28 protein-coding genes are annotated in these 25,892 nt (G+C 70.8%); 11 read left to right on the forward strand and 17 right to left on the reverse strand.

The features are described from left to right. Positions 1 to 30: 30 nt before the first annotated feature. The gene (locus OWR29_RS44215; RefSeq protein WP_267569637.1) at positions 31 to 639 is read left to right on the forward strand and encodes an HIT family protein; all 609 of its coding nucleotides are present in this window, start codon (positions 31 to 33) and stop codon (positions 637 to 639) included. 10 nt (positions 640 to 649) lie between these two features. Here OWR29_RS44215 and OWR29_RS44220 read toward each other — a convergent pair whose 3' ends face one another. Genes OWR29_RS44220 through OWR29_RS44245 form a run of 6 tightly spaced genes read right to left on the reverse strand, consistent with a single transcriptional unit; the run spans position 650 to position 4,437 of the window. After that, positions 650 to 1,249 carry a DUF4291 domain-containing protein gene (locus OWR29_RS44220; protein ID WP_267569638.1) on the reverse strand — a complete coding sequence of 200 codons (600 nt, stop codon included), beginning with the start codon at positions 1,247 to 1,249 and terminating at the stop codon, positions 650 to 652. A gap of 28 nt (positions 1,250 to 1,277) precedes the next feature. Then, positions 1,278 to 1,853: an HD domain-containing protein gene (locus OWR29_RS44225; protein WP_324291315.1), complete on the reverse strand. Its 576-nt coding sequence runs from the start codon at positions 1,851 to 1,853 to the stop codon at positions 1,278 to 1,280. Further along, positions 1,850 to 2,626 carry an energy-coupling factor ABC transporter ATP-binding protein gene (locus tag OWR29_RS44230; protein WP_267569639.1) on the reverse strand — a complete coding sequence of 259 codons (777 nt, stop codon included), beginning with the start codon at positions 2,624 to 2,626 and terminating at the stop codon, positions 1,850 to 1,852. The genes OWR29_RS44225 and OWR29_RS44230 overlap by 4 nt, the downstream gene beginning before the upstream one ends. 5 nt (positions 2,627 to 2,631) lie before the next feature. Continuing rightward, on the reverse strand, positions 2,632 to 3,396 hold the full coding sequence (gene cbiQ, locus OWR29_RS44235) for a cobalt ECF transporter T component CbiQ (RefSeq protein WP_267569640.1): 765 nt from the start codon (positions 3,394 to 3,396) through the stop codon (positions 2,632 to 2,634). A gap of 1 nt (position 3,397) precedes the next feature. Continuing rightward, positions 3,398 to 3,742, reverse strand: a complete 345-nt coding sequence (locus OWR29_RS44240) for a PDGLE domain-containing protein (RefSeq protein WP_267569641.1) — start codon at positions 3,740 to 3,742, stop codon at positions 3,398 to 3,400. Next, positions 3,739 to 4,437, reverse strand: coding sequence for an energy-coupling factor ABC transporter permease (locus tag OWR29_RS44245; protein WP_267569642.1), 699 nt, complete (start codon positions 4,435 to 4,437; stop codon positions 3,739 to 3,741). The genes OWR29_RS44240 and OWR29_RS44245 overlap by 4 nt, the downstream gene beginning before the upstream one ends. A gap of 371 nt (positions 4,438 to 4,808) precedes the next feature. Here OWR29_RS44245 and OWR29_RS44250 point away from each other — a divergent pair, with 371 nt between their 5' ends. The 7 genes from OWR29_RS44250 (at position 4,809) to OWR29_RS44280 (ending at position 11,281) form a co-directional block, all read left to right on the forward strand. Beyond that, positions 4,809 to 5,303: an AAA family ATPase gene (locus OWR29_RS44250; protein WP_267569643.1), complete on the forward strand. Its 495-nt coding sequence runs from the start codon at positions 4,809 to 4,811 to the stop codon at positions 5,301 to 5,303. A gap of 240 nt (positions 5,304 to 5,543) precedes the next feature. Then, positions 5,544 to 7,763, forward strand: coding sequence for a glycoside hydrolase family 9 protein (locus OWR29_RS44255; RefSeq protein ID WP_267569644.1), 2,220 nt, complete (start codon positions 5,544 to 5,546; stop codon positions 7,761 to 7,763). Between the two features lie 41 nt (positions 7,764 to 7,804). Continuing rightward, entirely contained in the window at positions 7,805 to 8,380 is a 576-nt protein-coding gene (locus tag OWR29_RS44260) for a DUF2087 domain-containing protein (RefSeq protein ID WP_267569645.1), read from the forward strand. Between the two features lie 84 nt (positions 8,381 to 8,464). Next, positions 8,465 to 10,264 (forward strand): glycoside hydrolase family 15 protein, encoded by a 1,800-nt coding sequence (locus OWR29_RS44265; protein ID WP_267569646.1) that lies wholly within the window; start codon positions 8,465 to 8,467, stop codon positions 10,262 to 10,264. A 4-nt stretch (positions 10,265 to 10,268) separates the two neighbouring features. Continuing rightward, positions 10,269 to 10,568: a putative quinol monooxygenase gene (locus OWR29_RS44270; RefSeq protein WP_267569647.1), complete on the forward strand. Its 300-nt coding sequence runs from the start codon at positions 10,269 to 10,271 to the stop codon at positions 10,566 to 10,568. An 18-nt stretch (positions 10,569 to 10,586) separates the two neighbouring features. Then, positions 10,587 to 10,781, forward strand: a complete 195-nt coding sequence (locus OWR29_RS44275; RefSeq protein WP_267569648.1) for a hypothetical protein — start codon at positions 10,587 to 10,589, stop codon at positions 10,779 to 10,781. Between the two features lie 59 nt (positions 10,782 to 10,840). Further along, on the forward strand, positions 10,841 to 11,281 hold the full coding sequence (locus OWR29_RS44280; RefSeq protein WP_267569649.1) for a VOC family protein: 441 nt from the start codon (positions 10,841 to 10,843) through the stop codon (positions 11,279 to 11,281). Here the strand turns inward: OWR29_RS44280 and OWR29_RS44285 are convergent. Continuing rightward, the gene (locus tag OWR29_RS44285) at positions 11,274 to 11,969 is read right to left on the reverse strand and encodes an alpha/beta fold hydrolase (RefSeq protein WP_267569650.1); all 696 of its coding nucleotides are present in this window, start codon (positions 11,967 to 11,969) and stop codon (positions 11,274 to 11,276) included. The genes OWR29_RS44280 and OWR29_RS44285 overlap by 8 nt on opposite strands. A gap of 62 nt (positions 11,970 to 12,031) precedes the next feature. On the opposite strand from OWR29_RS44285, the gene OWR29_RS44290 reads away from it, so the two are divergent. Genes OWR29_RS44290 through OWR29_RS44300 form a run of 3 tightly spaced genes read left to right on the forward strand, consistent with a single transcriptional unit; the run spans position 12,032 to position 14,120 of the window. Next, positions 12,032 to 12,991, forward strand: coding sequence for a helix-turn-helix transcriptional regulator (locus OWR29_RS44290; RefSeq protein WP_267569651.1), 960 nt, complete (start codon positions 12,032 to 12,034; stop codon positions 12,989 to 12,991). Positions 12,992 to 13,047: 56 nt separating this feature from the next. Next, on the forward strand, positions 13,048 to 13,305 hold the full coding sequence (locus tag OWR29_RS44295) for a hypothetical protein (RefSeq protein WP_267569652.1): 258 nt from the start codon (positions 13,048 to 13,050) through the stop codon (positions 13,303 to 13,305). A gap of 26 nt (positions 13,306 to 13,331) precedes the next feature. After that, positions 13,332 to 14,120, forward strand: a complete 789-nt coding sequence (locus tag OWR29_RS44300) for a maleylpyruvate isomerase family mycothiol-dependent enzyme (RefSeq protein WP_267569653.1) — start codon at positions 13,332 to 13,334, stop codon at positions 14,118 to 14,120. A 110-nt stretch (positions 14,121 to 14,230) separates the two neighbouring features. On the opposite strand, the gene OWR29_RS44305 is transcribed toward OWR29_RS44300, so the two are convergent. The 10 genes from OWR29_RS44305 to OWR29_RS44350 all read right to left on the reverse strand — a co-directional run bounded on the left by OWR29_RS44305 (position 14,231) and on the right by OWR29_RS44350 (position 25,879). Further along, positions 14,231 to 15,025, reverse strand: a complete 795-nt coding sequence (locus tag OWR29_RS44305; RefSeq protein WP_267569654.1) for a M15 family metallopeptidase — start codon at positions 15,023 to 15,025, stop codon at positions 14,231 to 14,233. Between the two features lie 117 nt (positions 15,026 to 15,142). Then, positions 15,143 to 16,162 carry an ABC transporter ATP-binding protein gene (locus OWR29_RS44310; RefSeq protein ID WP_267569655.1) on the reverse strand — a complete coding sequence of 340 codons (1,020 nt, stop codon included), beginning with the start codon at positions 16,160 to 16,162 and terminating at the stop codon, positions 15,143 to 15,145. A gap of 79 nt (positions 16,163 to 16,241) precedes the next feature. Then, positions 16,242 to 17,051: an ABC transporter permease gene (locus OWR29_RS44315; protein WP_267569656.1), complete on the reverse strand. Its 810-nt coding sequence runs from the start codon at positions 17,049 to 17,051 to the stop codon at positions 16,242 to 16,244. A 41-nt stretch (positions 17,052 to 17,092) separates the two neighbouring features. After that, positions 17,093 to 17,989, reverse strand: a complete 897-nt coding sequence (locus OWR29_RS44320; protein WP_267569657.1) for an ABC transporter permease — start codon at positions 17,987 to 17,989, stop codon at positions 17,093 to 17,095. Further along, on the reverse strand, positions 17,982 to 19,100 hold the full coding sequence (locus OWR29_RS44325) for an ABC transporter substrate-binding protein (protein ID WP_267569658.1): 1,119 nt from the start codon (positions 19,098 to 19,100) through the stop codon (positions 17,982 to 17,984). Before OWR29_RS44325 ends, OWR29_RS44320 begins: the two co-directional genes overlap by 8 nt. 270 nt (positions 19,101 to 19,370) lie before the next feature. Next, positions 19,371 to 20,414 carry a GGDEF domain-containing protein gene (locus OWR29_RS44330; protein WP_267569659.1) on the reverse strand — a complete coding sequence of 348 codons (1,044 nt, stop codon included), beginning with the start codon at positions 20,412 to 20,414 and terminating at the stop codon, positions 19,371 to 19,373. Positions 20,415 to 20,441: 27 nt separating this feature from the next. Then, entirely contained in the window at positions 20,442 to 21,521 is a 1,080-nt protein-coding gene (locus tag OWR29_RS44335; RefSeq protein WP_267569660.1) for a CaiB/BaiF CoA transferase family protein, read from the reverse strand. Beyond that, a complete protein-coding gene (locus OWR29_RS44340; RefSeq protein WP_267569661.1) occupies positions 21,518 to 23,521 on the reverse strand; it encodes a 3-hydroxyacyl-CoA dehydrogenase NAD-binding domain-containing protein in 2,004 nt (667 codons plus the stop codon). The genes OWR29_RS44335 and OWR29_RS44340 overlap by 4 nt, the downstream gene beginning before the upstream one ends. Continuing rightward, complete coding sequence (locus OWR29_RS44345) at positions 23,521 to 24,726, reverse strand: acetyl-CoA C-acetyltransferase (protein ID WP_267569662.1); 1,206 nt, start codon at positions 24,724 to 24,726, stop codon at positions 23,521 to 23,523. The genes OWR29_RS44340 and OWR29_RS44345 overlap by 1 nt, the downstream gene beginning before the upstream one ends. Next, on the reverse strand, positions 24,716 to 25,879 hold the full coding sequence (locus OWR29_RS44350; RefSeq protein ID WP_267569663.1) for an acyl-CoA dehydrogenase family protein: 1,164 nt from the start codon (positions 25,877 to 25,879) through the stop codon (positions 24,716 to 24,718). The genes OWR29_RS44345 and OWR29_RS44350 overlap by 11 nt, the downstream gene beginning before the upstream one ends. Positions 25,880 to 25,892 lie beyond the last annotated feature (13 nt).

Consider the following 25,892-nt stretch of genomic DNA (forward strand, 5'->3'; position numbering starts at 1 on the left):
GATCTAGCGGTTCCCACTAGGCTGCCGGGCATGGCGCTGCGACCGGACGAGTTCTATGCCCACGCTCTGGCGGCGGCCGACGAGGAGGGGCGGCTGCCGCTGGCCCGAATGACCGGGTGGGACATCAGCCCGTTCGCGCCCGAAGGGCTGATGGTGTCGCCGCTGCGGGAGCCCGTGCTGCCGGAGCCGCCACGGCACGGCGAGGACCCGGCCGACTGCCGGTCGTGCGCCCGGCGTGACGAGGGGCTGTGGCTGAACGACAACTGGCGGCTGACGCGGATCCCGAAGGCCGGCGTGCCGCTCATCCTGATGCTGCACCCCCGCGACCATCACGACCTGGCCGACCTGCCGGACGAGCTCGCGGCCGAACTGGGCGTGCTGAGCAAGCATGTCGCTAAGCACATGCAGGCGCTGCCGAACATCTCGCGCGCACACGTGTACCGGATCGGCGACGGCGGCGCCCACCTGCACATCTGGTTCTTCGCCCGGCCCGAAGGTCAATCCCAGCTGTACGGCTCGTGGCTCGTCGTGTGGGACGACCTGCTGCCGGAATACCCCGAGGACGTCGCGGCGGCCGACGCCGTGCTCGTCGTCGACGCGTTGATCGCCTCCTACGGCGGCCGGCGCGGACAAGAGTGAGAGCCGAGGTTCAGGCAGTGGCGCCGATGCGGTCGGCGACAGGCTTGGGCAGGGGGTACGGCTTCTCGGGCGGGAGCAGGGCGGCCGCAGCCTGGTCGTCGCCGGCGGAGACGTGGGCTCGGATGGTCTGCGCCAGCTCGGTGACGTCGGCCAGGCCGGTGATCCAGTCGTCGGCGTAGCGGGTGGCGGCCTCACCGCCCAGGCCGACCTGCAGCGAGCGGTGGGGCAGCGGCTGCAGGCGCAGCGAACGCTCGGGATCCCACTGCACGCGCACCGGGCTTTCGTGGGTGGCTGAGGTCCAGGCGGCCTGATCCGGGTAGAGCGCGGCGTCGTAGTGGCTCAGGCACGCGTTGGCCAGCGCCCACTCGAAGCCGTCCCGGCGGAGCGTCACCGCCAGCACGTGTTCCTGGCCGGGCTTAGTGGCCCAGCCGCTGCGGTACATCATCCACAGGAACGACGGCTTGATCCACGTCATGCGCGTCCGCTTGAACGGCGGCCGGAAGCGGCCGGCGGCCAGCGCGCGCAGGGCTATCTCGGCCGGATAGGCCTGGTAGACGGTCACCGTGTCGTCGTCGTACGCGGCCCGGATCTGCCGGTAGGGAACATCCACGCCGTTGATTGTGGGGGAACGGCGGGTTTCAGCGCACCTCGTGCCCGTAGCGCTCGGCCAGGGCGTGCAGATCGGGTACGCCGTACCGGGTGACGAGGGCTTCGAACCGCGCCGTGTTGCCCGGCCCGAACCGTGCGAGCGATGCCGCGTACGAGGGAACGGTGTTGAAACGCGGCGGGCTGGTCTTGCTGTGGAACTTGTCGGCGTACATCACGAGGGTTTCCTCGGGCGTGTCGGCCAGGTAGTCGGCGGGCGGCAGCGGGAGCTGCTGGTCGAGGACGTCCTCGCGGGTGATCCCGACGCCGGTGTGGTGCGAGCAGATGCGGGCCAGGGGTTCCGGCAGGTCGAGGGAGCGCAGCAGCTCGTGGCCGAGAAGACCGTGTCTCAGGTACGCCTCGCCGGGCGCCAGCCGATAGACGCCGATGTCGTGGAGCAGGGCCCCGGCCCGGACGAGGTCGCGATCCTCGTCGGTGATCAGCTGCTCGGCGATGTCGCAGATGATCCGGCAGTGCGTCCAGACCAGCGTGAACGCCTCGGCGTCAGGCGCGAAACGCTCGTGCAGGGTGCGGATCTCGTCGTCGCCGGGCAGGTCCACGGCGCTCACCGGGTCAGGCGGGCGGCGGCTGCGGCGGGGTCGAAGCCGAAGGGGAGTTCCAGGCGGTGGGCGCGCAGCAGGGGCTCGTCGGTCAGCACCTCCGGCGTGGGGGCGTCGGCGACTATGCGCCCCTCGTCGAGGATCACGGCTCGGGGGCAGAGCTGCAGGGCGTACGGAAGGTCGTGGGTGACCATCAGGACCGTCACCGGCAGGGGCTCGAGGATTTCGGCCAGTTCGCGGCGGCTGGCCGGGTCCAGGTTGGACGAGGGCTCGTCGAGCACCAGGATCTCGGGGCGCATGGCCAGGACCGTCGCCACGGCTACGCGGCGGCGCTGGCCGAAGGACAGGTGGTGGGGGACCTGGTCGCGGTGGTCGCTCATGCCGACGGCGGCCAGGGCCTCGTCGACCCGGGTGGTGAGCTCGTCACCTCGTACGCCCAGGTTCTGCGGGCCGAAGGCCACGTCCTCGGCGACCGTCGGCATGAAGAGCTGGTCGTCGGGGTCCTGGAAGACGATGCCGACGCGGCGGCGGATCTCGGCCAGGCCGGCCCGGTCGGCGGGGTTCACGCGGGCGCCGGCGATGTCGATGGTGCCGGGGCCGCCGTGCAGAATGCCGTTCAGGTGCAGCACCAGGGTGGTCTTGCCGGCGCCGTTCGGTCCCAGCAGGGCCACGCGTTCGCCGGGGGACAGGGTGAGGTCGATGCCGTGCAGCACCTCGGTGCCGTCGGGGTAGGCGAAGTGCAACCCGGCGACGCGTAAGGCCGGGGTCTCGGGGCCGCTCATGGGATTCATGATCCCAGGGCGGCGACCAGCGCGATGCTCGCGGTGGCGGCCGGCAGCGACGCCGCGGCCACCCACTGGCCGGTCGAGGCCCGGGCGCTCTGCAGAACCGGCATGCGGCCCGCGTAGCCCCGCGACACCATGGCCAGGTAGACGCGCTCGCCCCGCTCGTACGCCCGCAGGAACAACGCGCCGACACTCACCGCGAACGCCTTCACCTGCCACAGGAACCGCGGGTCGTAGCCGCGGGCCAGCCGGGCGATCCGCATGCGGCGGGCGTCGTCGGCCAGCACGTCCAGGTAGCGCAGCATGAACGTCGCGATCTGGGTGAAGACCGTCGGGCAGTGCAGCCGGTCGAGGCCCAGGATCAGGTCGCGCATGGTCGTGGTCGCGGCCAGCAGCAGCGAGGCCAGCACTCCGAGCGTGCCCTTGGCGAAGATGTTCCACGCGCCGTGCAGGCCGTCGACCGAGAGCGACATCCCCAGCCAGTCCACGCGCTCACCGTGGCCGGCGAAGGGCAGCGCGATCGCCAGCAGCACGAACGGCAGCTCGATGGTGGCCCGCTTGGCCAGCCACGACGCGGGGACGCGGGCGACACCGGCCACGACTGCGAGCAGCACCGCGTACGCGCCGAAAGCCCAGAACTCCGTACGCGGAGTGACCACCACGATGATGGTGAACAGCAGCACCGCGGCGATCTTCACCTCGGGAGCCAGGCGGTGCACCGGGCTCACCCTGTCCAGGTGCAGCGGATGGGCGTGCCCGGCGCCCATCTCAGGCGTCCTGACGCTTGCGCCGCGCCACCCAGAACAGGCCCGCGCCGACGCCGAAGGTGATCAGCACGCCGGCCGTGCCCGCGATGAACGTCGACAGGAAGCTGTTGCCGATGCCCCGGATGCCGTAGTCGGCCAGCGGGGAGTCGCCCAGCTGATGTTCGCCTTCCTGCTGGGCGATGCACGTGCCGCCGGTGATCTCACCCTCGTCGTTGAACGTGCAGCCCTCGCGGGCCGTCGCGTCCAGGCCGTCCGGGCTCGACGAGGCGAAGTTGCTGACCACACCGGCCAGCAGCAGGGCCACCAGCAGCCCGCCGGCCAGGAACCAACCGAGTCGCTTGGTCATGCTTTCACTCCCAGCTCGGGCGCGACGGCCGGCTTGCGGAACCGGCGCAGGGCGTACACCAGGTCGGGCCGCACCTTGGCCACGGTGGCGACGGTGGTGGCCGCGATCAGGCCCTCGCCGATGCCGATGAGCACGTGGACGCCGGCCATGGTGCCCGACACCCAGGGCAGCGACAGCTCCGTCGTGCCGCCCAGCGCGTACTCGAGAACGAAGCCCTGCGAAGCCACGACCACCGAGATGACCGAGGCGACGAACGCGGTGACGGCCAGGCCGAACGAGGTCTTGGGCAGGATGCGCAGCAGCCCGGCGACCAGCAGGTAGCCGGCCGCGGTGCCGAGCAGCGCCATGTTGGTGATGTTGAGGCCGAGCGCGGTCAGGCCACCGTCGGCGAACAGCAGGCACTGCACGATCAGCACCGTCGACACGCACAGCGCGCCCACCCACGGCCCGACCAGGATGACCGCGAGCGTGCCGCCCAGCAGGTGGCCCGAGACGCCCGGCAGCACCTGGAAGTTCAGCATCTGCACCGCGAAGATGAACGCCGCGACCAGGCCGGCCATGGGGGCCAGACGCTCGTCGAGGTCGTTGCGGGCCTTCCGCACGCAGAAGGCTAGAGCGGCCACCGCCAGCACCGCGAACACCGCCGATACCGGCCCGTCCACGATCCCGTTGGCGATGTGCATCGCCGTCGTCATGACGCCCTCCTCGGGGATCGACACTATTGCGAATTCTTGGCAATTGAGCGGGAGTTGGCAACTGGTAGTTCGATGCATCACTCCCTCTGGACGGGTGAGGGGCGGAAAACTTCAAAATCTGATGTCGTAGCGGGGTGGTGGGTGCAGACCGTCGCTCCCGCCGAGGGCCGCGGCGGGGCGAGCTGGCCGCTGGCGCGTCCAGAGCGCTCACCCCACCACGGCGACGTGCGTGAGTGGTTGCGCCCAAGACCGCCGGCATCCCGGTGCTCGTCGACAGGATTCGGCCGTGCACCGCCGTGGGCGGTTCAGCGAAGCGATCGTGCGGGTCCCGCGGTCTGGAAATCTCGGTCCGGGGTCGTACCGTGGTGCCGGTGTCGAAGGTGCTGATCACCGGGATGTCGGGAACGGGCAAGTCGTCGGCCCTGGTCGAGCTCGCGCGGCTCGGCTATCGCGTGGTCGACACCGACGATCCGGGCTGGCGCGAGTACCACGAGTACGCCGACGCGCCGGACGAGCTGCATCGGGGCGAATGGCTCTGGGCCGAGGACAAGATCGCCGAGCTCCTGGACGCCGACGACGAGCGCTCGCTCTTCGTCCAGGGCTGCGTGCGGAACCAGGGCAAGTTCTACGACCGTTTCGACGCCGTCGTCCTGCTGAGCGCGCCGTCCCACGTGATCCTGCAGCGAATCGCACAACGCACGACGAACAACTACGGCAAGTCCCCGCTCGAACGCGCCATGATCCTGGACGACCTGCAACACGTGGAGCCGCTGCTGCGAGCCACCTGCACCCACGAGCTCGACGCGTCCCGCCATTTAGGCGAGGTCGTCGCGCACCTGGTCAAGATCGCCCGTTCGCGGACTTAGCGGGTTTCAGCTTTTGGGCGCAACCACTCACGCACGTCGCCGTGGTGGGGTGAGCGTTCTGGACGCGCCAGCGGCCAGCTCACCCCGCCGCGGCCCTCGGCGGGAGCGACGGTCTGTACCCACCACCCCGCTACGACATCAAGCTCTTGATCTTCGGGGTTGCCTTTCGTCGACGCGCCCCGTGAACGTCGTGTTTCCGGAACGTTGACACCTCCTCCTGAGATCGATCAGGATGACTTCATGTCGCGAATCTGGGAGCGCTCCCGAACACTCGCTGTCGTGGGGGCGGCTGTTGTCATAGCGTCCGGGGCCGCCGCGCCCGCCGCGCACGCTGCTGAAGTGGAACAAATCGTCAATGGCGGTTTTGATAATGGGACGGAGCCGTTCTGGGCCAACGCCGGGATGACGCTCGCGCTCGAGGACGGGCGGGCCTGCGTGGACGTTCCGGGGGGAACGGCCAACAAGTGGGACGCCATCGTCGGGCAGAATGACATCGACCTGGTGGCGGGGGAGAACTACCGGTTCTCGTTCGACGCGAGCGGGGTGCCGGCGGGCAAGAGCGTGCGGGCCGTGGTCGGGCTGGCTGTCGACCCGTACGACACGTACTTCGAGCAGTCGCCCGTGCTGGGCGACACGCAGCACTACGAGTGGACGTTCACCGCGAACGCCACCACCGCCCAGGGCCAGGTCGCGTTCCAGCTGGGCGGCAGCCCGGAGCCGTGGAGGTTCTGCGTGGACAACGTGTCGCTCGTCGGCGGCGTGCCGCCCGAGGTGTACGAGCCGGACACGGGCCCGCGCGTGCGGGTGAACCAGGTCGCGTACCTGCCGAAGGGCCCGAAGGCGGCCACCCTGGTGACCACCGCGACCACCGCCCTGCCGTGGCAGCTGGCCGACAAGAGCGGCAAGGTCGTGGCGCGCGGGCAGAGCAAGCCGCGCGGCGTGGACGTCTCGTCGGGGCAGAACGTGCACACCATCGACTTCGGGCGCTACATCAAGAAGGGCACCGGCTACACGCTGACCGCCGACGGCGAGACCAGCCGGCCGTTCGCGATCGGCGCCGACGCGTACGAGAAACTGCGCGCCGACTCGCTGAAGTTCTACTACACGCAGCGCAGCGGGATCGCGATCGACGATGCGCTCCGGCCGGGCTACGGGCGTCCGGCCGGGCACGTCGACGTGGCGCCCAACCAGGGTGACGGGAACGTGCCGTGTCAGGCCGGCGTGTGCGACTACCGGCTGGACGTGCGCGGCGGCTGGTACGACGCGGGCGACCACGGCAAGTACGTCGTCAACGGCGGCATCTCGGTGTGGGAGCTGCTGAACGCGTACGAGCGGAGCCCGGGCCTGAAGCGGGTGGGCCTCAACATCCCGGAGAGCGGCACCCGCACCCCGGACGTGCTCGACGAGGTGCGCTGGGAGCTCGACTTCCTGCTGCGCATGCAGGTGCCGGCCGGTCAGCCGTACGCGGGCATGGCCCACCACAAGATCCACGACCAGGCCTGGACGGGGCTGCCGCTGCTGCCGCACCTCGACCCGCAGCCGCGTGAGCTGCACCCGGTGTCGACCGCGGCCACCCTCAACCTGGCCGCCACCGCAGCGCAGGCCGCGCGCATCTACAAGCCGTTCGACCCCGCGTTCGCCCGGAAGGCCCTGGCGGCCGCGCGGACCGCGTACGACGCGGCGAAGGCCAACCCGGACCGGCTCGCCCCCGAGTCGGACGGCGTCGGCGGCGGCGCCTACAACGACGCCAAGGTCTCCGACGACTTCTACTGGGCCGCGGCCGAGCTGTTCCTGACCACGGGGGAGAAGAAGTACCAGGCGGATGTGCTCTCGTCGCCCGAGCACACCGCCGACGTGTTCGGCGCCGGCGCCTTCGACTGGGGGAACACCGCCGCAGCGGGTCGCCTGGACCTGGCGCTGGTGCCGAACCGCCTGCCCGGACTGGCCGCGGTGAAGGCGTCGGTGATCGCCGGAGCCGAGAAGTACCTGGCCATCCAGCGCAACCACGCGTACGGAGTGCCGTACGCGCCGGCCAACAACATGTGGGACTGGGGCTCCAACAGCACCATCCTCAACAACATGGTCGTCATCGCGGCGGCGCACGAGCTGACCGGGCGCGACAAGTACCGGGACGGGGTGCTGACCGGCCTCGACTACATCTTCGGCCGCAACGCGCTCAACATCTCGTACGTCACCGGGTACGGCACGGTCAGCTCGCACAACCAGCACAGCCGGTGGTACGCCCACCAGCTCGACCCGGCGCTGCCGAACCCGCCGGTGGGCACGCTCGCGGGTGGCGCCAACTCGTCGATCCAGGACCCGTACGCGCAGAGCAAGCTCACCGGGTGCGTCGGCCAGTTCTGCTACATCGACGACATCCAGAGCTGGTCCACCAACGAGCTGACGATCAACTGGAACGCGCCGCTGGCGTGGATCGCGGCCTACGTGGCCGGGCTGTAAACGGATCGCGGAGGCGGCGCGGGTGAGGCTACGGTGACGGAATGTCCGCCGAAGCCGCCCGCGCCGCCGAGATCCTGAGCCAGCTCGCCACCCCGCTGCGGTTGCGGGCGTTCGCCGAGCTCGTCCACCGGGGCAGCGAGGGCGCCTCGATAGCCGAGCTGGCGTACACGATCGACGTTCCGGTGCAGACGGCCGGCGAGACGCTCGCGCGTCTGGTCGGGGCCGGGCTTGCCACTGGTACGGGTAACGGGATCTACCGTGCGTCGCCCGGCACGCTGCGCGAGGCGGCGTCGGCGCTCGACCGGTCCCAGCCGATCACGGCTTATCTGGGCGACTACCCGCAGCTGCGCGGCAATTTCACGCACGGGCGGCTGAGCACGATGCCGCCGACGTTGAGCGAGCGCTACGCCCAGCTCGGCGAGCTGCTGGCCCGGTTCCTGGCGCTCGAGGGGCTGCACGACGAGGGCGAGATCAACCGGCGGCTGGCCGCGGTCACCGACGACGTGGCGGCGGTGCGGCGCATGCTGGTCGAGACGGGCTGGCTGGAACGCGATCAGGCCGGCACGACGTACGGGGTGGGGCGGCCGGTGCCGCACCAGGCCCGCCCGGTCGGCTGACGGCAGCGCGCGCCTTCACCGGCGTACGCGGGAACGGGTTCGATCTCGATTGAAGTCGCCGGCCGGCGGGTATGCACGCAGGTCATGGCGCTGCCGATCGAGGACTACGCGATCATTGCCGACACCCAGACGTCCGCCCTCGTGGGGCGCAACGGGTCCATCGACTGGCTGTGCGTGCCGCGGTTCGACTCCGGCGCGATCTTCGCCGCCCTGCTCGGCGAGGAGGAGAACGGCCACTGGACCATCGCGCCGGCCGGCACCTTCGTCGCCCGCCGGAAGTACCGGGACGAGACTTTGGTGCTGGAGACCGAGTTCGAGACCGACGACGGCGTGGTGCGCCTGATCGACTTCATGCCGCCGCGCGACGGCGCCCCGACCGTGGTGCGGATCGTCGAGGGCGTGCGCGGCGAGGTGCCGATGAGCATGGTGCTGCGCCTGCGGTTCGACTACGGCAACGTCGTGCCCTGGGTCTACCAGGAGCAGGGCGATCTGGTCGCGGTGGCCGGCCCGGACGCGGTCTGGCTGCGCACGCCCTGCGAGACGCACGGCGAGAACCTGGCCACCCACGCCGATTTCACCGTCCGCGCGGGCGACCAGGTGCCGTTCGTGCTCACCTGGCGCCCGTCGCATCTGACCCGGCCCGAGCCGATCGACGCGGTCCATCAGTTGGGGGTCACCGAGGGCTATTGGCGGGGCTGGGTCTCGGCCTGCACGTACGAAGGTGAGTGGCGCGACGCGGTGGTCAGGTCCCTTCTGACCCTCAAGGCACTGACGTACGCGCCCACGGGCGGCATCGTCGCGGCGGCCACCACGTCGCTGCCGGAGAAGCTGGGCGGCGTCCGCAACTGGGACTACCGCTTCTGCTGGCTGCGCGACGCCACGATCACGCTGCAGTCGTTGCTCTACAGCGGTTTCCAGTCCGAGGCCACGGCCTGGCGCAAGTGGCTGCTGCGGGCGATCGCCGGCAACCCGGCCGAACTGCAGATCATGTACGGCGTGGCCGGCGAGCGGCGGCTGGACGAGTACATCGCGCACTGGCTGACCGGGTACGACGGAAATCCCGTACGCATCGGGAACGCCGCCGCCGAACAGTTCCAGCTCGACGTCTACGGCGAGGTGATGGACGCGCTGCACCAGGGCCGCCGGGCCGGCCTCAAGGCGGACGACCCGTCGTGGGGCCTGCAGGTGAAGCTGATGGAGTTCGTCGAGGAGCACTGGCGCGACCCCGACGAGGGCATCTGGGAGGTGCGCGGCGGCCCGCAGCAGTTCGTGCACTCCAAGCTGATGGCGTGGGTGGCCGCCGACCGGGCCGTGAAGGCGGTCGAGGAGTTCGGGCTCGAAGGCCCCGTCGACCGCTGGACGGCGCTGCGCGACGAGATCCGCGAGGAGATTCTGACCAAGGGCTACGACTCCTCTCGTGGCACTTTTACCCAGTTCTACGGCTCCGACGAGCTGGACGCCGCCCTGCTGATGGTGCCGCTGGTCGGTTTCCTGCCCGCCGACGACGAGCGCGTGGTGGGCACGGTGGCCGCGATCGAGCGCGAGCTGCTGGTCGACGGCTTCGTGCAGCGCTACACCCAACACCCGGACACCGATGTGGACGGTCTGCCGCCGGGCGAGGGTGCGTTCCTGGCCTGCACGTTCTGGCTGGCCGACAACTACGCGCTGATGGGCCGGCACGACGAGGCCTGCGAGACGTTCGCCCGCCTGCTGGCCCTGCGCAACGACGTCGGGCTGCTCTCCGAGGAGTACGACACCGACGCCGGCCGCCTGGTCGGCAACTTCCCGCAGGCGTTCAGCCACGTCCCGCTGATCGACACGGCCCGGACGCTGACCGCCGCGCTCGCCCCCAGCGAGGCCCGCGCCACCGAGGGCCTACGGTGATCGCGTGCCTTACGGATACGTCAACGCGATGAAGACCAAGCCCGGCCACCGCGACGAGGTCGCCGCCATTCTCACCGGTGGGGCGGACGGTCTGCGCGCGGCCGGTTGCCACCTGTACGTCGTCGGTCTGGACGCCTCGGACGAGGTCACCATCTGGGTCAGCGAGGTCTGGGAGTCCAAGGAACACCACGACGCCTCGCTGCAGCTGCCCGAGACCCGCGCCGCGATCGGCCGGGCCATGCCCATGCTGACCGGCGAGTTCGACGCCCACGAGACGACGATCGCGGGCGGCCTGGGCGTCTGATCCCGCTAGCCTGAGCCGATGGAGATCGAGCAGGAGCGGTTGCTGATGCTGGCCAAGCAGCTGCGGGACGCCGCCGCCGGCGCCGGGCGGGACGACGTGGTGGCGAAGGTCGACGACGTGGTCCTGCTGCTGGCCGGCACCGAGGCCGCGCCCCGGGAGGGCGAGAGCAAGGGCAACATCGTGCTCAGAATTCTGGACGGGCTCGGCTTCTGAGTGTCGAGAAGCGGGCGGCGGCTTCGTCCCTCGAGGGAAGCCTAGGAGAGGGAGCCGGCGTGGCTGTGCAACGGATGGACAACGTCCTCATCGTCGTCGAGGACCTGGACGCGGTCATCGCGTTCTTCGTCGAGATCGGGCTGGAGCTGGAGGGCCGCGGGCCGGTCGAAGGGGCCTGGGTGGAACAGGTCATCGGGGTGTCCGGCGTGAAGCAGGACGTCGCCATGCTGCGGATCCCGGGAGCGCCGGGCGGGGTCGAGCTCGCGCAGTTCCACCAGCCGGAGCCGGTCCGATCCGAGCCGCGGGTGGCGCCGGCCAACACGCTGGGGCTGCGCCGCGTCATGTTCGCCGTGGACGACATCGACGCCGTGGTCAGCCGGCTGCGCGCCGGCGGTCACGAGCTCGTCGGGGAGCTCGTGACCTTCGAGAACGCGTACCGGCTGTGCTACGTCCGCGGGCCCGAGGGCATCATCGTCGGCCTGGCCGAGGCGGTCAGCTGAGCAGGGCGGCCAGCTCCTTCGGCCGGCTCAGCATCGGCCAGTGGCCGGTCGGCAGGTAGGCGATCTCGGCCTCGGTCAGGGCGGCGAAGAACGGGTGGCCGGCCGCCATCATCTGATCGATCTGGTCGCGCGGGAACGTGCAGGCGATCAGCGTGGTCGGGAAGTCGGCCGAGGTGGCGCGCGCGCCCAGCGGCTGCCTCACCGACGCGAGAGGGTGGGGCGTGCTTCGCGTACGGAGTAATTCGAGCGCAGCCTCGTCCAGGTCGGCCAGCAGCACCGGATCCGCCTCGCTGTCCCAGGAGCGCACCGGCATGGCGTCTTCGGTCGCGTCGGTGGCCTCGCCGTAGGCGTCCAGCTGCGACATGCCTTCGGGCAGCGGGCCGCTGTCGACGTACACCACCGAGCTGATCCGGTCGCGCAGGCGCAGGGCCGCTGCGCTCACCGGCATGCCGCCGTAGCTGTGGCCGACCAGCACGATGTCGCGCAGGTCCTCGACCTCGGCCAGCCGCACGATGTCCTCGACGTGGGTGTCCAGGTCGACGTCGGGGCCGAGCAGGTGCGCCCGGTCGGCGACGCCGGTGAGGGTGAGCGGGTGGACGTCGTGCCCCTCCGCGCGCAGCGCCGCGGTGACCTGCTGCCACGCCCACGCGCCGATCCACATGCCCGGTACCAGGATGTATGTGCTCATGAGAATCAGCCTAGGAGCGATACCGGACAGGTTCCGCCCGGTATCAATGAGAAACTTGGTGCATGGCTCATCCAGCGTCCCGGGTGCTCGCGATGCTCGAACTTCTGCAGGCCCACCGGCGGATGACCGTGGGTGACCTGGCCGGTCGCCTCGGCGTCGACGAACGCACCGTACGGCGATACGCGACCACCCTGAGCGACCTGGGCATCCCGGTCACGGCCGAGCGTGGCCGCTACGGCGGTTACCGCCTGTCGCCGGGGTTCCGGCTGCCGCCGCTGATGCTGACCGGCGACGAGGCGGTGGCCGTGATCCTGGGACTGATCGCGGCGCGGCAGATCGGCCTGGCGGCCGAGACACCGGCGGCGGAGGCGGCCGAAGCGAAGATCAACCGGGTGCTGCCGGCCGAGCTGGCCGACCGGCTGGCCGGGCTACGGTCGGCGCTGGGCTTCACCCGGGCGGCCGCTGACGGTCAGGACACCCCGGCCTCGCAGATCCTGCTCGTGGTGGGTGCGGCGACCCGATCGTACGAACGAATTGTCATCACCTACCGCGACACCGGCGATCGCGAGCTCGACCCGTACGGCCTGGTCTTCCACTCGGGCCGCTGGTACGCCGTCGGCCTCGACCACCGCAGCGGCGAGATCCGCTCGTTCCGCGCCGACCGGATCGCCGCGGCCCGCCCGACCGGCGTCCTGTTCGAGCCGCCGCCCGGCTTCGACGCGGTCGCCCACCTGAATCAGCAGTGGGCCCGCCGCGATTACCGCTGGCGGGTCGAGGTGCTGCTGGAGGCGTCGATCGCGGACGTCCGGCGGCGCGTGCCGGCCAGCGTGGCCGAACTGACCGAGACCGACCGCGGCCTGCTGCTCACCTGCCAGGCCGAGCACCTCGACGGCATGGCCCAGATGCTGGCCGGCCTGGGCCACCCCTTCATCGTCCTGGCCCCGCCCGAGCTGAAGGCCGAGATTTCCCGGTACGCGGCCCGCCTCACGGAGTGGGCCGGCCGCCCGTCCGTCTCGCCCTGACACCCGCCGTTCTGCCGACCGGCCGTTCGTCGCGCAGAATGGTTCGCGGAGGGGCCATGGAGCAGACGGCGTTGTGGACGGCGGCGGCAGTGATGACGGTCGCCGTTGTTCTCGTGCTCGTCCTGGCCCGGCTGACCCGCCGCGCACCGGCCGCGCCCATGCCGGCCGCCCGCGACGACGAGTACGACGTCCAGCGCGAGCAGTTGCTCGACGCCGCCTTCCGCGACGGCCGCATCCCGGCGGTCTGGTACCGCCAGCAGAAGGCCGCCCTCGCCGCCGACGCCGAGGACGGGACGCCGCGTCCGCCGGGCTGACATCGGCCTGTGTCAGGATGGCGATCATGACGACTCTCGCTGTCCGCACCATCGCGGCCCTGCGCGCGGAGCACGACGGCCTCGTGGCCGCGCTCGACGCCTTCACGCCCGACCAGCTGGTGGGCCCGTCCGGCGCCGCCGAATGGACCGTCGCGCAGGTCTACTCCCACCTGGGCAGCGGCGCCGAGATCGGTCTGGCCGGCTTCCGCGGCCAGATCGGCGAGGGTGACGCGCCCGGACCCGACTTCAACCAGCACGTCTGGGACCGGTGGAACGCCCTGAGCCCGGACGCGCAGGCGGCCGCCTGGCGCGAATCGGACGAGGCGTGGGTGGCCGCCCTGGAGGCGCTGACCCCCGAGCAGCACGAGACGATCCAGGTCAACCCCGGCTTCCTGCCCGAGCCGATCTCGCTGGCCTCGCTGGCCGGCCTGCGGCTCAACGAGGTGGCCTTCCACAGCTGGGACATCCGCGTCGCCGCCGACCGCACGGCCGGGCTCACCAGCGAGTCGGCCGGCCTGCTGGCCGAGCACCTGAGCGGCGGCATCGGCTTCCTGCTCGGCTTCATCGCCAAGCTCGACGTTGTGTCCGAGCCGGCCGTGGTCGACATCGCCGGCACCCCGTACCGCATCGTGCTGGGCGACGAGGCCCGCCTGACCACCGAGCCGGCCACCGCGACGGCGACGTTCGACGGCCCGCTCGAGGCGGCGCTGCGCCTGCTGGTCGGCCGCCTGAGCCCGTCGTACACCCCGACCGGCGTCAAGGTCACCGGCAACGTCACCCTCGATGACCTGCGGGCCGTGTTCCCCGGTTTCTGAGGTCTCACTGCGTCTTGCTCATGTGCACGTCCTCCGGCTCGAGCTCGCAGAGCCCGGCCAGAGGGCGTGCCACCGGCTCGTACGCGTCCCCATCCCGGCGCCGTCGCACGTCAGCGGTTGGTCAGGCTGAAGTGCATGTAGTCCTTGAGGCTGGTCCAGCGGCCGCCCCAGTGGAAGCCGTTCCAGAGGAAGGCCCGGGCGGCGCCGTCGCGGTGGATCATGCCGATCAGGTAGCGGCTGCGGTTCAGGTAGAAGGCGCTGTTGGCGGGGGAGAGGGAACGACCGCGCAGCATGGGGTTCTGGAACGGGTTGATGTCGATGGCCGTGCCCGAGGCGTGTTCGGACCAGACCTTCGTGCCGCCGACCGAGCGGCAGTTGTAGCCGGCGGTGACCACGGCCATGTTGCTCTGGGCCGGCATGTTGACGCGCATGGGAGCCATGGCCATGATGCGGAACCGCCAGTTGTAGAGGATCCGGAAGATCTGCTGCGCCTGGCGGGCCACGTCGTAGCGGACGACCACGCTGCCCACGTGGTACGTGCCGTTGAAGTCTATGTAGGACACCCACAGCTTGCGCAGGTTGCCGGGGATGACCGGGCATCCCGAGCCGGGCTTCCAGTTCACCTCGCCGGCGGTCACGGGCAGGATCTTCGACTGGAACGGGGGCAGCAGGACGGCCGGGCGGTTCAGGCGCAGCACGGCGTCGGGCTGGATGGCGGCGTTGAGCGGGATCTGGTTCCACGCGGCCAGATTGCGCGCGCTGATGCCGTATTTGGCGCCGATGTAGCTCAGCGTCTCGTCGGGGCGAACGACGTGCCATGCAGGTGCTGCCATTGCTCGTACGGGTGTCAGGAACACGGCTATCAGCAGGGCGGACAGGACAGCGGCAACCAGTCTCTTCGGCACGGCTACAGACCGTACGAACGAACCCGGGCGTGTCGCAGCGAAACGTGAAACTTGCCCATGATTGCCAAAGGAGGCAGCCGTGAGGTGGCCGGCCGGTGCTGGGGCACCGGCCGGACCTCAGGCGATGGCGACGGGTACGGGCTGCAGAGTTACGCGGACCGGCGTTCCCGGGGCGAGTGACCCGAGCCGGTCGGTCGCCACCTGGGCCACCACCAGCACGTCCCCGACCGTCACCGTGACCTTGCTGATCGGGCCCAGGAAGCTGGTCGTCAGCACCCGGCCGTTGCCGTCGGTTTCCGGCGTGACCTGCACGGACTCCGGTCGCACGAGTGCAGTGACCGACGCCGACGAGGCCGGCGAGAGCAGCGGCAGCCGCGTGCCCAGCACCTCGACCTCGTTGCCGGTGACCGTGCCGGGGAGGCGGTTGCTCAGCCCCACGAACTCGGCCACGAACGGTGTCGCCGGCGTCAGGTAGATGTCGGCCGGCGCGGCCAGTTGCTCGAGCTTGCCGGACCGCATGACGCCCACCCGGTCGGCGACGGCGAGCGCCTCCTCCTGGTCGTGCGTGACGAACAGTGTCGTTGTGCCGACCTCGGTCTGGATGCGGCGGATCTCGTCACGCAGCTGCACGCGCACTTTCGCGTCGAGCGCCGACAGCGGCTCGTCGAGCAGGAGCACGCTCGGCTCGATCGCCAGCGCGCGGGCCAGCGCCACCCGCTGCTGCTGACCGCCGGACAACTGATGCGGGTATCGATCGGAAAACTGAGCGATACCGACAAGGTCGAGCATTTCTTTTGCACGTTTGAGCGATTTCGAGCGACCGCGCAGCGACAAACCGAACGACACGTTGGCCAGAGCGGTCAGGTGCGGGAACAAGCTGTACGCCTGAAAGACCATGCCCATGTCCCGCCGGCTGGCCGGTAGGGCGGTCACGTCCTGGCCGCCGACGAGCACTTGGCCGCTGTCGGCGTCCTCGAGCCCGGCGAGCACACGCAACGCCGTCGTCTTGCCACAGCCGGACGGCCCGAGCAGAGCGATGAACTCGCCCGGCTCGATCGCCAGGTCAAGGTTGTCCAGGGCATGCACGGTGCCGAACGTCCGGCGCAACCCGTTGAGATGTACGGCCACGCCGGTCATGCGACAGACTCCTTGAGAACGACGACGCCGATCATGCGGCGGACTCCTTCAGCGGCGGGGATGGCAGGCGCGATGCCGGTCATGCGGCCGGCTCCTTGGACGCGACAGCGGTGGCGGGGCCGGCGGGGGCGGCGGTGGCGACTGCGGCGACGGCCGAACCGGAGCGGCGGCGTTCGCCCAGTAGGGACAGCAGGAGCAGCAGGACGAAGGCGAGCAGCAGAGCGGTGAGCGAGACGGCCACGGACATGGTCGCGCTGCTCTTGCCCAGGAAGTTGATCGCGACCTGCAGGTTCGTGCGGTTCAGCAGCGACGCGATCGTGAACTCGCCGAGCACCAGCGCCACGGTCAGGAACGCTGCCGAGAGCACTGCCGAGCGGATGTTCGGCAGCACCACCCGCCACATCACGGTGGCCCAGCTCGCGCCCAGTGAGCGGGCGGCTTCGGCCAGCGTCTTCACGTCGATGGCGGACAGGCCGGCGTCGATCGCGCGGTAGGCGTACGGCAGAACCAGGATCGTGTACGCGAAGACGAGCGTCAGTGACGAGCCGCCGAAGAAGTACGTCACCCACGCGTACACCGGCGCCAGGCCGACGACCAGCACGATGGCCGGGATGGTCAGCGGCAGCAGGCACAGGAACTCGACCAGCCGGCGCAGCCGGGGCAGCCGCAAACGACCCCAAACGGCCGTCGGAACGAGCAATACGAGCATCAACAGTGCAGTGAGCGCCGCCTGCAGCAACGACGACGTGATGCCCTCGGCCAGCGCCGGGTACCGCTCGCTCAGCTCCGGCCAGTTGAACAGGGCCGGCCAGGTGGACGAGTCGCGCGTCGAGAACTCGACCATCGCGACGAGCGGCAACAGGAAGAAAACGCCAAGAACGAGCAACACCGTCCAGCGAAACGCGCGTTGCTTGCGCGCTCGACGAGCGATCACCCCAGCCATTTGGACGTCCGTTTCTGCAGCAACGTGTACAGCGCCATCACGACGGACACGACCACGACCATGCCGAGCGCCATCGCCTTGCCGACGTTCTGCTGGCCGAGCAGCACCTCACTGGTGAGCGCGCCGCGAATCTGCAACGGCACGAGCGGTGAGCCCTGACTGACCAGCGCGGCCGCGGTGGCGTACGCGGAAAAGCTGTTGGCGAACAGAAGCAGCGCCGAACCGAGGAACGCCGGCGCCAGCAACGGACCGGCCACGCGTGTCCAGTACTGCCAGGTCGTGCCGCCCAGGCTCTCGGTCGCCTCGCGCCACTGCGGACGGATGCCGTCGAGCGCGGGCAGGAACACGATCACCATGAGCGGGATCTGGAAGTACGTGTAGACGAGCGTGAGCCCCGGCAGTTCGAACAGCCACACCCCGTTGGCGAAGATGTCCACTTGGAACGTGTCGCGCAACCACACGGTGATGAACCCGGACAGCCCGATGGTGGCCAGGAACGCGAACGCCAGCGTGACGCCGCCGAACTGCGCGAGCACGCCGGCCGCCGCGGTCACCACCCGGCGAAGCACACCGTCCGGGCGCGCGGTCACCAACGCGTACGCCAATAGGGCTCCCAGAACGGCGCCCACGAGCGCGCTGATGGCCGAGAGCGCGATGCTGCGGCCGAAGGCGTCAAGGACGTACGAGTTCCCGAGCGCCTTGACGTTCTCCAACGTCGCGCCGGAGGAGCCCGCGAACGCGCCGATCACCACGACCAGCGTCGGGATCACCAGGAAGATCGTCACGTACGCGAAGAACGGCACCGTGCCGAGCAGGGCGGTGACGCCCCGCAGGCGCGGCCGCCGGGCCACGCGCTGCGGGACGGCCGCGACGATCTCAGCCAATGGCCTTGGCCCAGTCCGTCGCCAGGATCTCCTTGGCCTTGGTGTTCTGGGCCTCGGTCGGGATCACCGGGCTGCCGTCGATCTTGGGCAGCGCCTCGAACGCCGTCTTGTCGATCGTGCCGGCCTTCTCCATGGCCTCGGCGCGCACCGGGCGGGCGCCACCCTTGAGCCACAGGTTCTGGCCCTCGTCGGAGTAGAGGAACTCCTGCCACAGCCGCGCGGCGGCCGGGTGCGGGGCGTCCTTGTTGATGGCCTGTACGTAGTACGAGCCGAGGACGGCGCCGCTGGGCACGAAGGTCTTCCAGGTCTTGAGCTTGGTCGCCTCGGCTGCGTTCAGGTAGTCCCAGTCGAAGACGACCGGGGTCTGACCGGACTGGATGGTGGCCGAGTCGGGGTCGACGGGCAGCAGGTTGCCGGCCTTCTTCAGCTTGCCGAAGTAGTCGACGCCGGGCTTGATGTCCTCGACCGTGCCGCCGTTGCCGAGCGAGGCGGCCTGCACGGCGCCGAACGCGGAACCGGCCTGGGTCGGGTCGCCGTTGAGCGCGACCTTGCCCTTGTACTCCGGCTTGAGCAGGTCGGCCAGGCTGGTGGGGGCCGGGACCTTGGCGCTGTCGTAGCCGATCGACATGTAGCCGCCGTAGTCGTTCGTCCAGGCGCCGCCGGCGTCCTTCAGGTTGTCCGGGATCTCGGAGTGCTTCTCGACCTTGTACGGCGCGAACATGGCCACGTTGGCCGACGCCACCGAGGCGCCGAGGTCGAACACGTCCGGGGCGCCGTCCTGACCCTTGAGCTGGTTGGCCGCGTTGATCTCGTCCTGGCTCGAGCCGTCGGGCTGAGCCGAGTTGACCTTGATGCCGTACTTGTCGCCGAAGGTCTTGATCAGCTCGCCGTAGTTCGCCCAGTTCGGCGGCAGCGCGATGACGTTGAGCTGGCCCTCGGCCTTGGCCGCCTCGACCAGCTTGTCGAGACCGCCCAGGTCGGCCGCGCTGGCCGCGGTGGCCGCGCCCGAACCCGAGGACTCGGTCTCTTTCTCGGGCGGCGAGCAAGCCGCAACCGCCGCTATAGTGGTGGCCGCCACAGTGACGGCGATCGTGCGGGTGAATGGACGCACCGTTGTTCCTCCCTCTGCGCGCACCGGGCCGATACGCGCTGGGTGATCATGAAAGTGCGTGCTGGACAAAAGGCATCCACAAGGCATCCGCCGGGCGACAGTTCTCCGCGCTTTCCGGCCTTTTCGTTTACGCGCTCTTCACCGTTCCTGGCCACGGCAAAGCTGTTTGTCGATGTCTTGGATCCGCCAATTCGGACTTCGCACCGGGCCGGCGAATTCCCGGCACTGGAATGGCCGGCAATGGTCGTCGATGAAACGGCCGAGGCCGCGTCAGATTCCGGTGCGCGAGCGGACGTGTGCCTTTTCGCGGTACATCTCGGCGTCGGCCAGGAGGCTGAGGGATTCGAGGGTGGTGGTGTCGCCGGCCGGGCGGGTGGCCACGCCGATCGAGACGCCGACGGTGACCGGGGTGGCGCCGCCCAGGTCGATGGGGTGGCGGACGGCTGCACGCAGGCGGGCGGCCAGGGCGTTCGCCTCGTCGGCGCGGGCGCCGGAAAGGACGACCATGAACTCGTCGCCGCCGATGCGGGCGGCCAGGTCGGTGTCGCGCAGGGAGGTGCGCAGGCGGTCGGCCACCACGCGCAGCAGCTGGTCGCCGGCGGCGTGGCCCTGGGTGTCGTTCACGGCCTTGAAGCCGTCCAGGTCGAGCAGCAGCACGGCCAGGGCCTCGCCGGTCAGCGCGTCGGCGTGGGTCTGCAGGTGCTGGCGGTTGGGCAGGCCGGTCAGGGCGTCGTGGGTGGCCTGGTGCTGCAGCTGGCGGCGGGCCGCGTCGAGTTCGGCCACCTGACGGCCGTACGCGCGGGCCTGGGTGCCGGCGAGCATGGCCACCAGCAGGTGCAGAAGCACGGCGGTGGCGAGCGTCCCGGGCGGAAGGGCCGCGCCGACCAGGGCCAGGACGCCATTGTTGACCACCCACGCGGCCAAGGCGCCGGTCAGTTGCTTACGCAGGGCGGCGGTCAGGATGGCCAGCACGAGCACGGGCCAGGTGGTCTGACCGGTGGCCTGGATGCCGGCCACGATCACGGCGATCGAGAGCGTGTCCGCGCCGACCAGGAGCGTGCTGATCACGTCGTAGTGCCGGCCGCCGGGGCGGCGCAGGTTGAGCGCGCCGAGGACCATGCCGAGCGCCATCAGCGCCAGGCCGCCGAGGCAGGCCATCCGGATCGCCGGGGCGTCCTCGAGGCCGGCCGGCATGCCGATCGCACCGGTCAGGAAAAGCAGCGTGCACACGACGCCGCCACCGCGCGAGACGAGCGAGCCGGCCTCGACGGTGCGGCGGCGCCGCAGCACCGTGCTTTCCAGGGTCAGGTTCATCGGACGGCGTATCGGTCCCGGCCCGGGTCAGTCTGAGTGTTGCCAGCTGCTCAAGATCCCGGCGACGGTCGCGGCCGTGGGTGGTTGCGGTTCGCGATTGGGCGTACGAGCGAAGCGCGGCGCCGGCGCGGGCTGGGTTACGCCGTCCACCTCGACGAACGTTCCCCGGGCCCGGTTGTGCGGATGGGCCGGCGCCTCGGCCGGGCTCAGCACCGGCGTGACGCACGCGTCCAGCTCGGCGAACACGCGGGTCCACTCGTCGCGCGTCCGGGCGGCGAAACGGGACGTGAAGCGCGCCCGCAGCTCCGGCCAGCCCGCCCGGTCGTACTGGCCGGGAAGGGGTTCGTCGCGCAGCCCGAGCCCGTCGAGCAGGGCCTGATAGAACGGCGGTTCGAGCGCGCCGACAGCCATGAAGCCGCCGTCGGCCGTCTCGTACGTGTCATAGAACGGCGCGCCCCCGTCGAGCAGGTTGCCGCCGCGCCCGCCGGGCCACTGGCTGCCGGCGATCATGCCGTGCAGGAACGTCGTGAGCAGCGCCGACCCGTCGACCATGGCCGCGTCGACCACCTGCCCGCGCCCCGACCGCGAGCGTTCCAGCAGCGCCGCCAGCACCCCGACGGCCAGCAGCAGGCCGCCGCCCGCGAAGTCGCCGAGCAGGTTGATCGGCGCGTGCGGCCGCTGCCCGGCCCGGCCGAGGGGTTCGAGCGCCCCGGCCACGGCGATGTAGTCGATGTCGTGCCCGGCCCGCGCGGCCAGCGGACCGTCCTGCCCCCACCCGGTCATTCGCGCGTACACCAGAGCGGGGTTGACCTTCTCGCAGTCGTCCGGGCCGATGCCGAGGCGTTCGGCCACACCCGGCCGGTAGCCCTCGACCAGCACGTCGGCCCGCTCGACCAGCCGCAGCAGGTCGGCCACGCCGGCCGGCGTCTTGAGGTCGAGCGCGACCGTGCGCCGCCCGCGGTCGAGCGGCCCCGGCGGCAGCAGCGGCCCGCCCGGCCGGTCGACCCGGACGACGTCCGCGCCCAGGTCGGCCAGGATCATGCAGCCGAAGGGCCCCGGCGCCAGCCCGGCCAGCTCGACCACCCGTACGCCCTGAAGGGCGGTCACGCGGGCTCGAACCGAGTGCCGTACCGGGCCGCCAGCGCGAGCGCCCGCCCGCGGAAGTCGGCGTGCTGGTCGGCGAAGCGCAGCACCCCGCCCGTCCAGGCCGGGTAGCCGATGCCGAGGATCGACCCGACGTTGCCGTCCTCGGCCGTGCGCAGGATGCCCTCGTCGAGGCACCGCCGCGCGTCGACCGCCTCGGCGAACAGGAACCGGTCCTTCAGGTCGTCGAACGGTACGGCTCGGCCTTCGGCCGTCGCCATCGCGGCCAGCTCGGGCCAGAGGTGGGTGCGCTTTCCTTCCTCGTACGCGTAGAAGCCCCGCCCCGCCGCGCGCCCCGGCCGGTCGTGCTCGTCGACCATCGCGTCCACCAGGGCGTGCGAGGCCGTCGCCGCGAAGGCGGGCCCGGCCGCGGCCGCGTTCTGCCGGCGGATCCGCTGCACCAGCGACAGGCTCACCTCGTCGGCCAGCGCCAGGGGCCCGGTCGGATACCCGGCCTGCAGCGCCGCGTGCTCGATGGCCGGGGCCGGCACCCCCTCGGCCAGCATGCCGATCGCCTCGTCGATGAACTTGCCGATGACCCGGCTGGTGAAGAAGCCGCGCCCGTCGTTGACAACGATCGGCGTCTTGCCGATCCGCCGGCCCAGGTCGAACGCCCGGGCCACCGCCTCGTCGCTGGTCCGTTCGCCGACGACGATCTCGAGCAGCGGCATCTTGCCGACGGGGGAGAAGAAGTGCATCCCGACGAAGGATTCCCCGGTGGCGAGCTCGGTGATCGGCAGGGTCGACGTGTTGGACGCCAGCAGCGCCCCCGGGGCGAGCACCGGCGCGACCTCGGCGAAGACGGCCCGCTTCAGGTCGGGATCCTCGAAGACGGCCTCGATCACCACGTCGCACCCGGCCAGGTCGGCCACGTCGGCCGTGGTGGTGATCCGCTCGTGCTGGGCGGCCCGCGCCGCCAGTTCGGGCGTCGTGTCTTTGACGACCACGTCGAGCCCGGCCTTGGCGCAGGCGAGCGCGATGCCGGCTCCCATCATGCCCGCGCCCAGCACCGCGATCTTGCGGGCCGCCGGCACCTCGACGTCCGGGCGGGCCAGGCCGCCGTTGACCGCGCGCATGTCGAAGAACAGGGCGCCGATCAGGTTCTTGGCGATCTGCCCGGTGAGCAGCGTGATCAGATGCCGGGTCTCGATGACCTGGGCCGTCGCGAAGTCGACTTGGGCGCCCTCGACGGCGGCGGCCAGGATCTTCTCGGGGGCGGGCAGGGAGGCGCCCTTGAGCTGCTGGCGCAGGGTGGCCGGGAAGGCGGGCAGCTGGACCGCGAGCTTGGGGGAGGAGGGCGTGCCACCGGGCATGCGGTAGCCCTCGCGGTCCCACGGCTGGGCCGGCGACGGGTTGGCGATGATCCAGGCCCGGGCCCGCTCGATCAGGGCGGCCGGGGTGGACACGATCTCGTCGACCAGGCCGTGCTCGTGGGCCTCGGCCGGGCGCAGGCGACGGCCGCTGAGCAGCCACGTCTGCAGGGCCGGGGCGAGGCCGAGCATCCGGACCGTACGGGTGACCCCGCCGGCCCCCGGCAGCAGCCCCAGCGTGACCTCGGGAAAGCCGAGCCGTGTGCCCGGCGCGTCGAGCGCGATGCGGTGGTGGCAGGCCAGCGCCACCTCGAGCCCGCCACCCAGCGCGGCCCCGTTGATGGCGGCGACCACCGGACGCCCGTACGTCTCGAGCCGCCGGAAGTCGCGCTTGATGGTGCTGAGCAGCTCGAACAGCGCGGGCGCGTCGTCCTTGGTGGCGCGGGCCATCGAGGGCAGGTCGCCGCCCGCGAAGAACGTCTTCTTGGCGCTGGTGACAATCACACCGGCTACCTGCTCGCGCTCGGCCTCGAGACGGTCGACGGCGGCGGTCATGGCGGCCACGTACGTCGCGTTCATGGTGTTCGCCGACTGATCGGGGTCGTCGAGGGTCAGGGTGACGACGCCGTCGCCGTCCCGCTCGTACTTGATCATCAGAGCCTCTCGAGGACTGTCGCGACGCCCATGCCGCCGCCGATGCACAGGGTGACCACGGCCCGGCGCTGGTCACGCCGTTCCAGCTCGTCGAGCGCGGTGCCGAGCAGCATCGCGCCGGTCGCGCCGAGCGGGTGCCCGAAGGCGATCGCGCCGCCGTTGACGTTGACCCGCTCGGGATCGAGATCGAGGTCGCGGATGTACTTGAGGACGACCGCGGCGAACGCCTCGTTGATCTCGAACAGGTCGATGTCTTTCGTGGTGAGACCGGCGACCGCCAGGGCCTTCAGGGTGGCCGGCGCCGGCCCGGTGAGCATGAGCGTGGGATCGGCCCCGGTGACGGCGGCGCCGACGATGCGGGCCCGCGGCGTGAGGCCGAGATCGTCGCCCACGGAAGAAGAGCCGATGAGCACGAGGCCGGCACCGTCCACGATGCCGGACGAGTTTCCCGCGTGGTGGACGTGCTCGAGGCGTTCCAGCCACGGGTACTTGCGCAGGGCGACCGCGTCGAAGAACTCGGTGCGTGCGAACGACGCCCGCAATTTCCCCAGGCTCTCGACAGTGGATCCGGGCCGGGGATGCTCGTCGGCGGTGAGGATGTCGAGGCCGTTGGCGTCGCGGACGGGCACCAGCGAGCGCGCGAAGTGACCGCCGGCCTGCGCCTTGGCCGCCCTGTCCTGCGACTGCACGGCGTACGCGTCGACGTCCTCCCGGGTGAAGCCCTCGAGCGTGGCGATCAGGTCGGCGCTGATTCCCTGCGGCACGAAGTCGGTGGCGAACGCCGTCTCGGGGTCGAGGAACCAGGCGCCGCCGTCGGAGCCCATCGGGTTGCGCGACATCGACTCGACCCCGCCCGCCACGATCAGGTGCTCCCAACCCGACCGGATGCGGGCCGCCGCCTGGTTGACCGCCTCGAGCCCGGAGCCGCAGAACCGGTCGAGCTGCACGCCGGCCACCGTGTCGGGCAGCCCGGCCAGCAGCGCGGCCGACCGGGACAGGTCGCCGCCCTGCTCGCCGACCGGCGTGACGATGCCCAGCACCAGGTCGTCGATGCGGGCCGGATCGAGGCCGGGCAGCCGCGACCGCAGCGCGTCGAGCAGGCCGGTGACCAGCGAGATCGGCTTCACGCCGTGCAGGGCGCCGTTCTCTTTGCCCCGGCCTCGGGGTGTGCGCAGTGCGTCGTACACATAAGCCTCAGAGGACACGGACGATCAGCTCCTTCATGATCTCGTTCGTGCCGCCGTAGATTTTCTGCACGCGGGCGTCGGCGTACATGCGGGCGATCGGATACTCGGTGGTGTAGCCGTACCCGCCGAAGATCTGCAGGCAGCGGTCGACGACCTCGCACTGGCCCTCGGTGAGCCAGGCCTTGGCCATGGCGGCCGTGGCGACGTCGAGCTCGCCCCGCGTGTGCCGGGCGATGCAGTCGTCCAGGAACACCCGCGAGACCCGGGTGCGGGTCGCGCAGTCGGCCAGCACCATCCGGGTGTTCTGGTGACCGATCAGCGGCTTGCCGAAGGCGGTTCTTTCCTTCGCGTACGCCGTGGCCAGCTCCACCGCGCGTTGCATGGCCGCCACCGCGCCGACGCCGATCACCAGGCGTTCCTGCGGCAGCTGGCGCATCATCTGGAAGAAGCCCGAACCCTCGGACTCGAGCCGGTTGGCCGCCGGCACTCGCATGTCGTCGAAGAACAGTTCGGCCGTGTCGTTGGAGTGCAGCCCGATCTTCTCGAGCAGACGCCCGCGCCGGAACCCCGGGGTGTCGTCGCCGAGCTCGCAGACCAGCAGGCTGATGCCGGCCGCCCGCTGCGCCGGGTCGGTCTTGACGGCCAGGATCAGCAGGTCGGCCAGGCCGCCGTTGGTGATGAACGTCTTGGACCCGCTGACCAGGTAGTCGTCCCCGTCGCGTACGGCGCGGGTCTTGATCTCTTGCAGGTCGGAGCCGCCGCCGGGCTCGGTCATGCCGATCGCGCCGACCAGCTCACCCGAGCACAGACCGGGCAGCCACCGCCGTTTCTGCTCCTCGTTCCCGTACGCGACCAGGTAGCCCGTCACGATGCCGCTGTGCACCGCCAGGCCGAGGCTCCCCTCGCCGCAGGCCATCTGCTCGTGCAGCAGCACCGCCTCGTGCGTGAAGTCGCCACCCCCGCCGCCGTACTCTTCGGGCACACTGAGACCGAGCAGGCCCAGCTTGCCCGCCGCCCGGTAGTGCTCCCGGTCGGGATGGCCCTGCTGCTCGTGGCGGGCCTGATGCGGCAGCACCTCGTTGACGAAGAACGTGCGGGCCAGCTCGGCAAGGGCCTCGTGCTCGGGCTCGCGCCACGGCGGCGCGTACCCGTCCAGTCCTGGGGTGGGCATGGTCCTACCTTTT

The sequence above is a fragment of the Paractinoplanes pyxinae genome (genome assembly GCF_026626335.1).
Classification (GTDB): domain Bacteria; phylum Actinomycetota; class Actinomycetes; order Mycobacteriales; family Micromonosporaceae; genus Actinoplanes; species Actinoplanes pyxinae.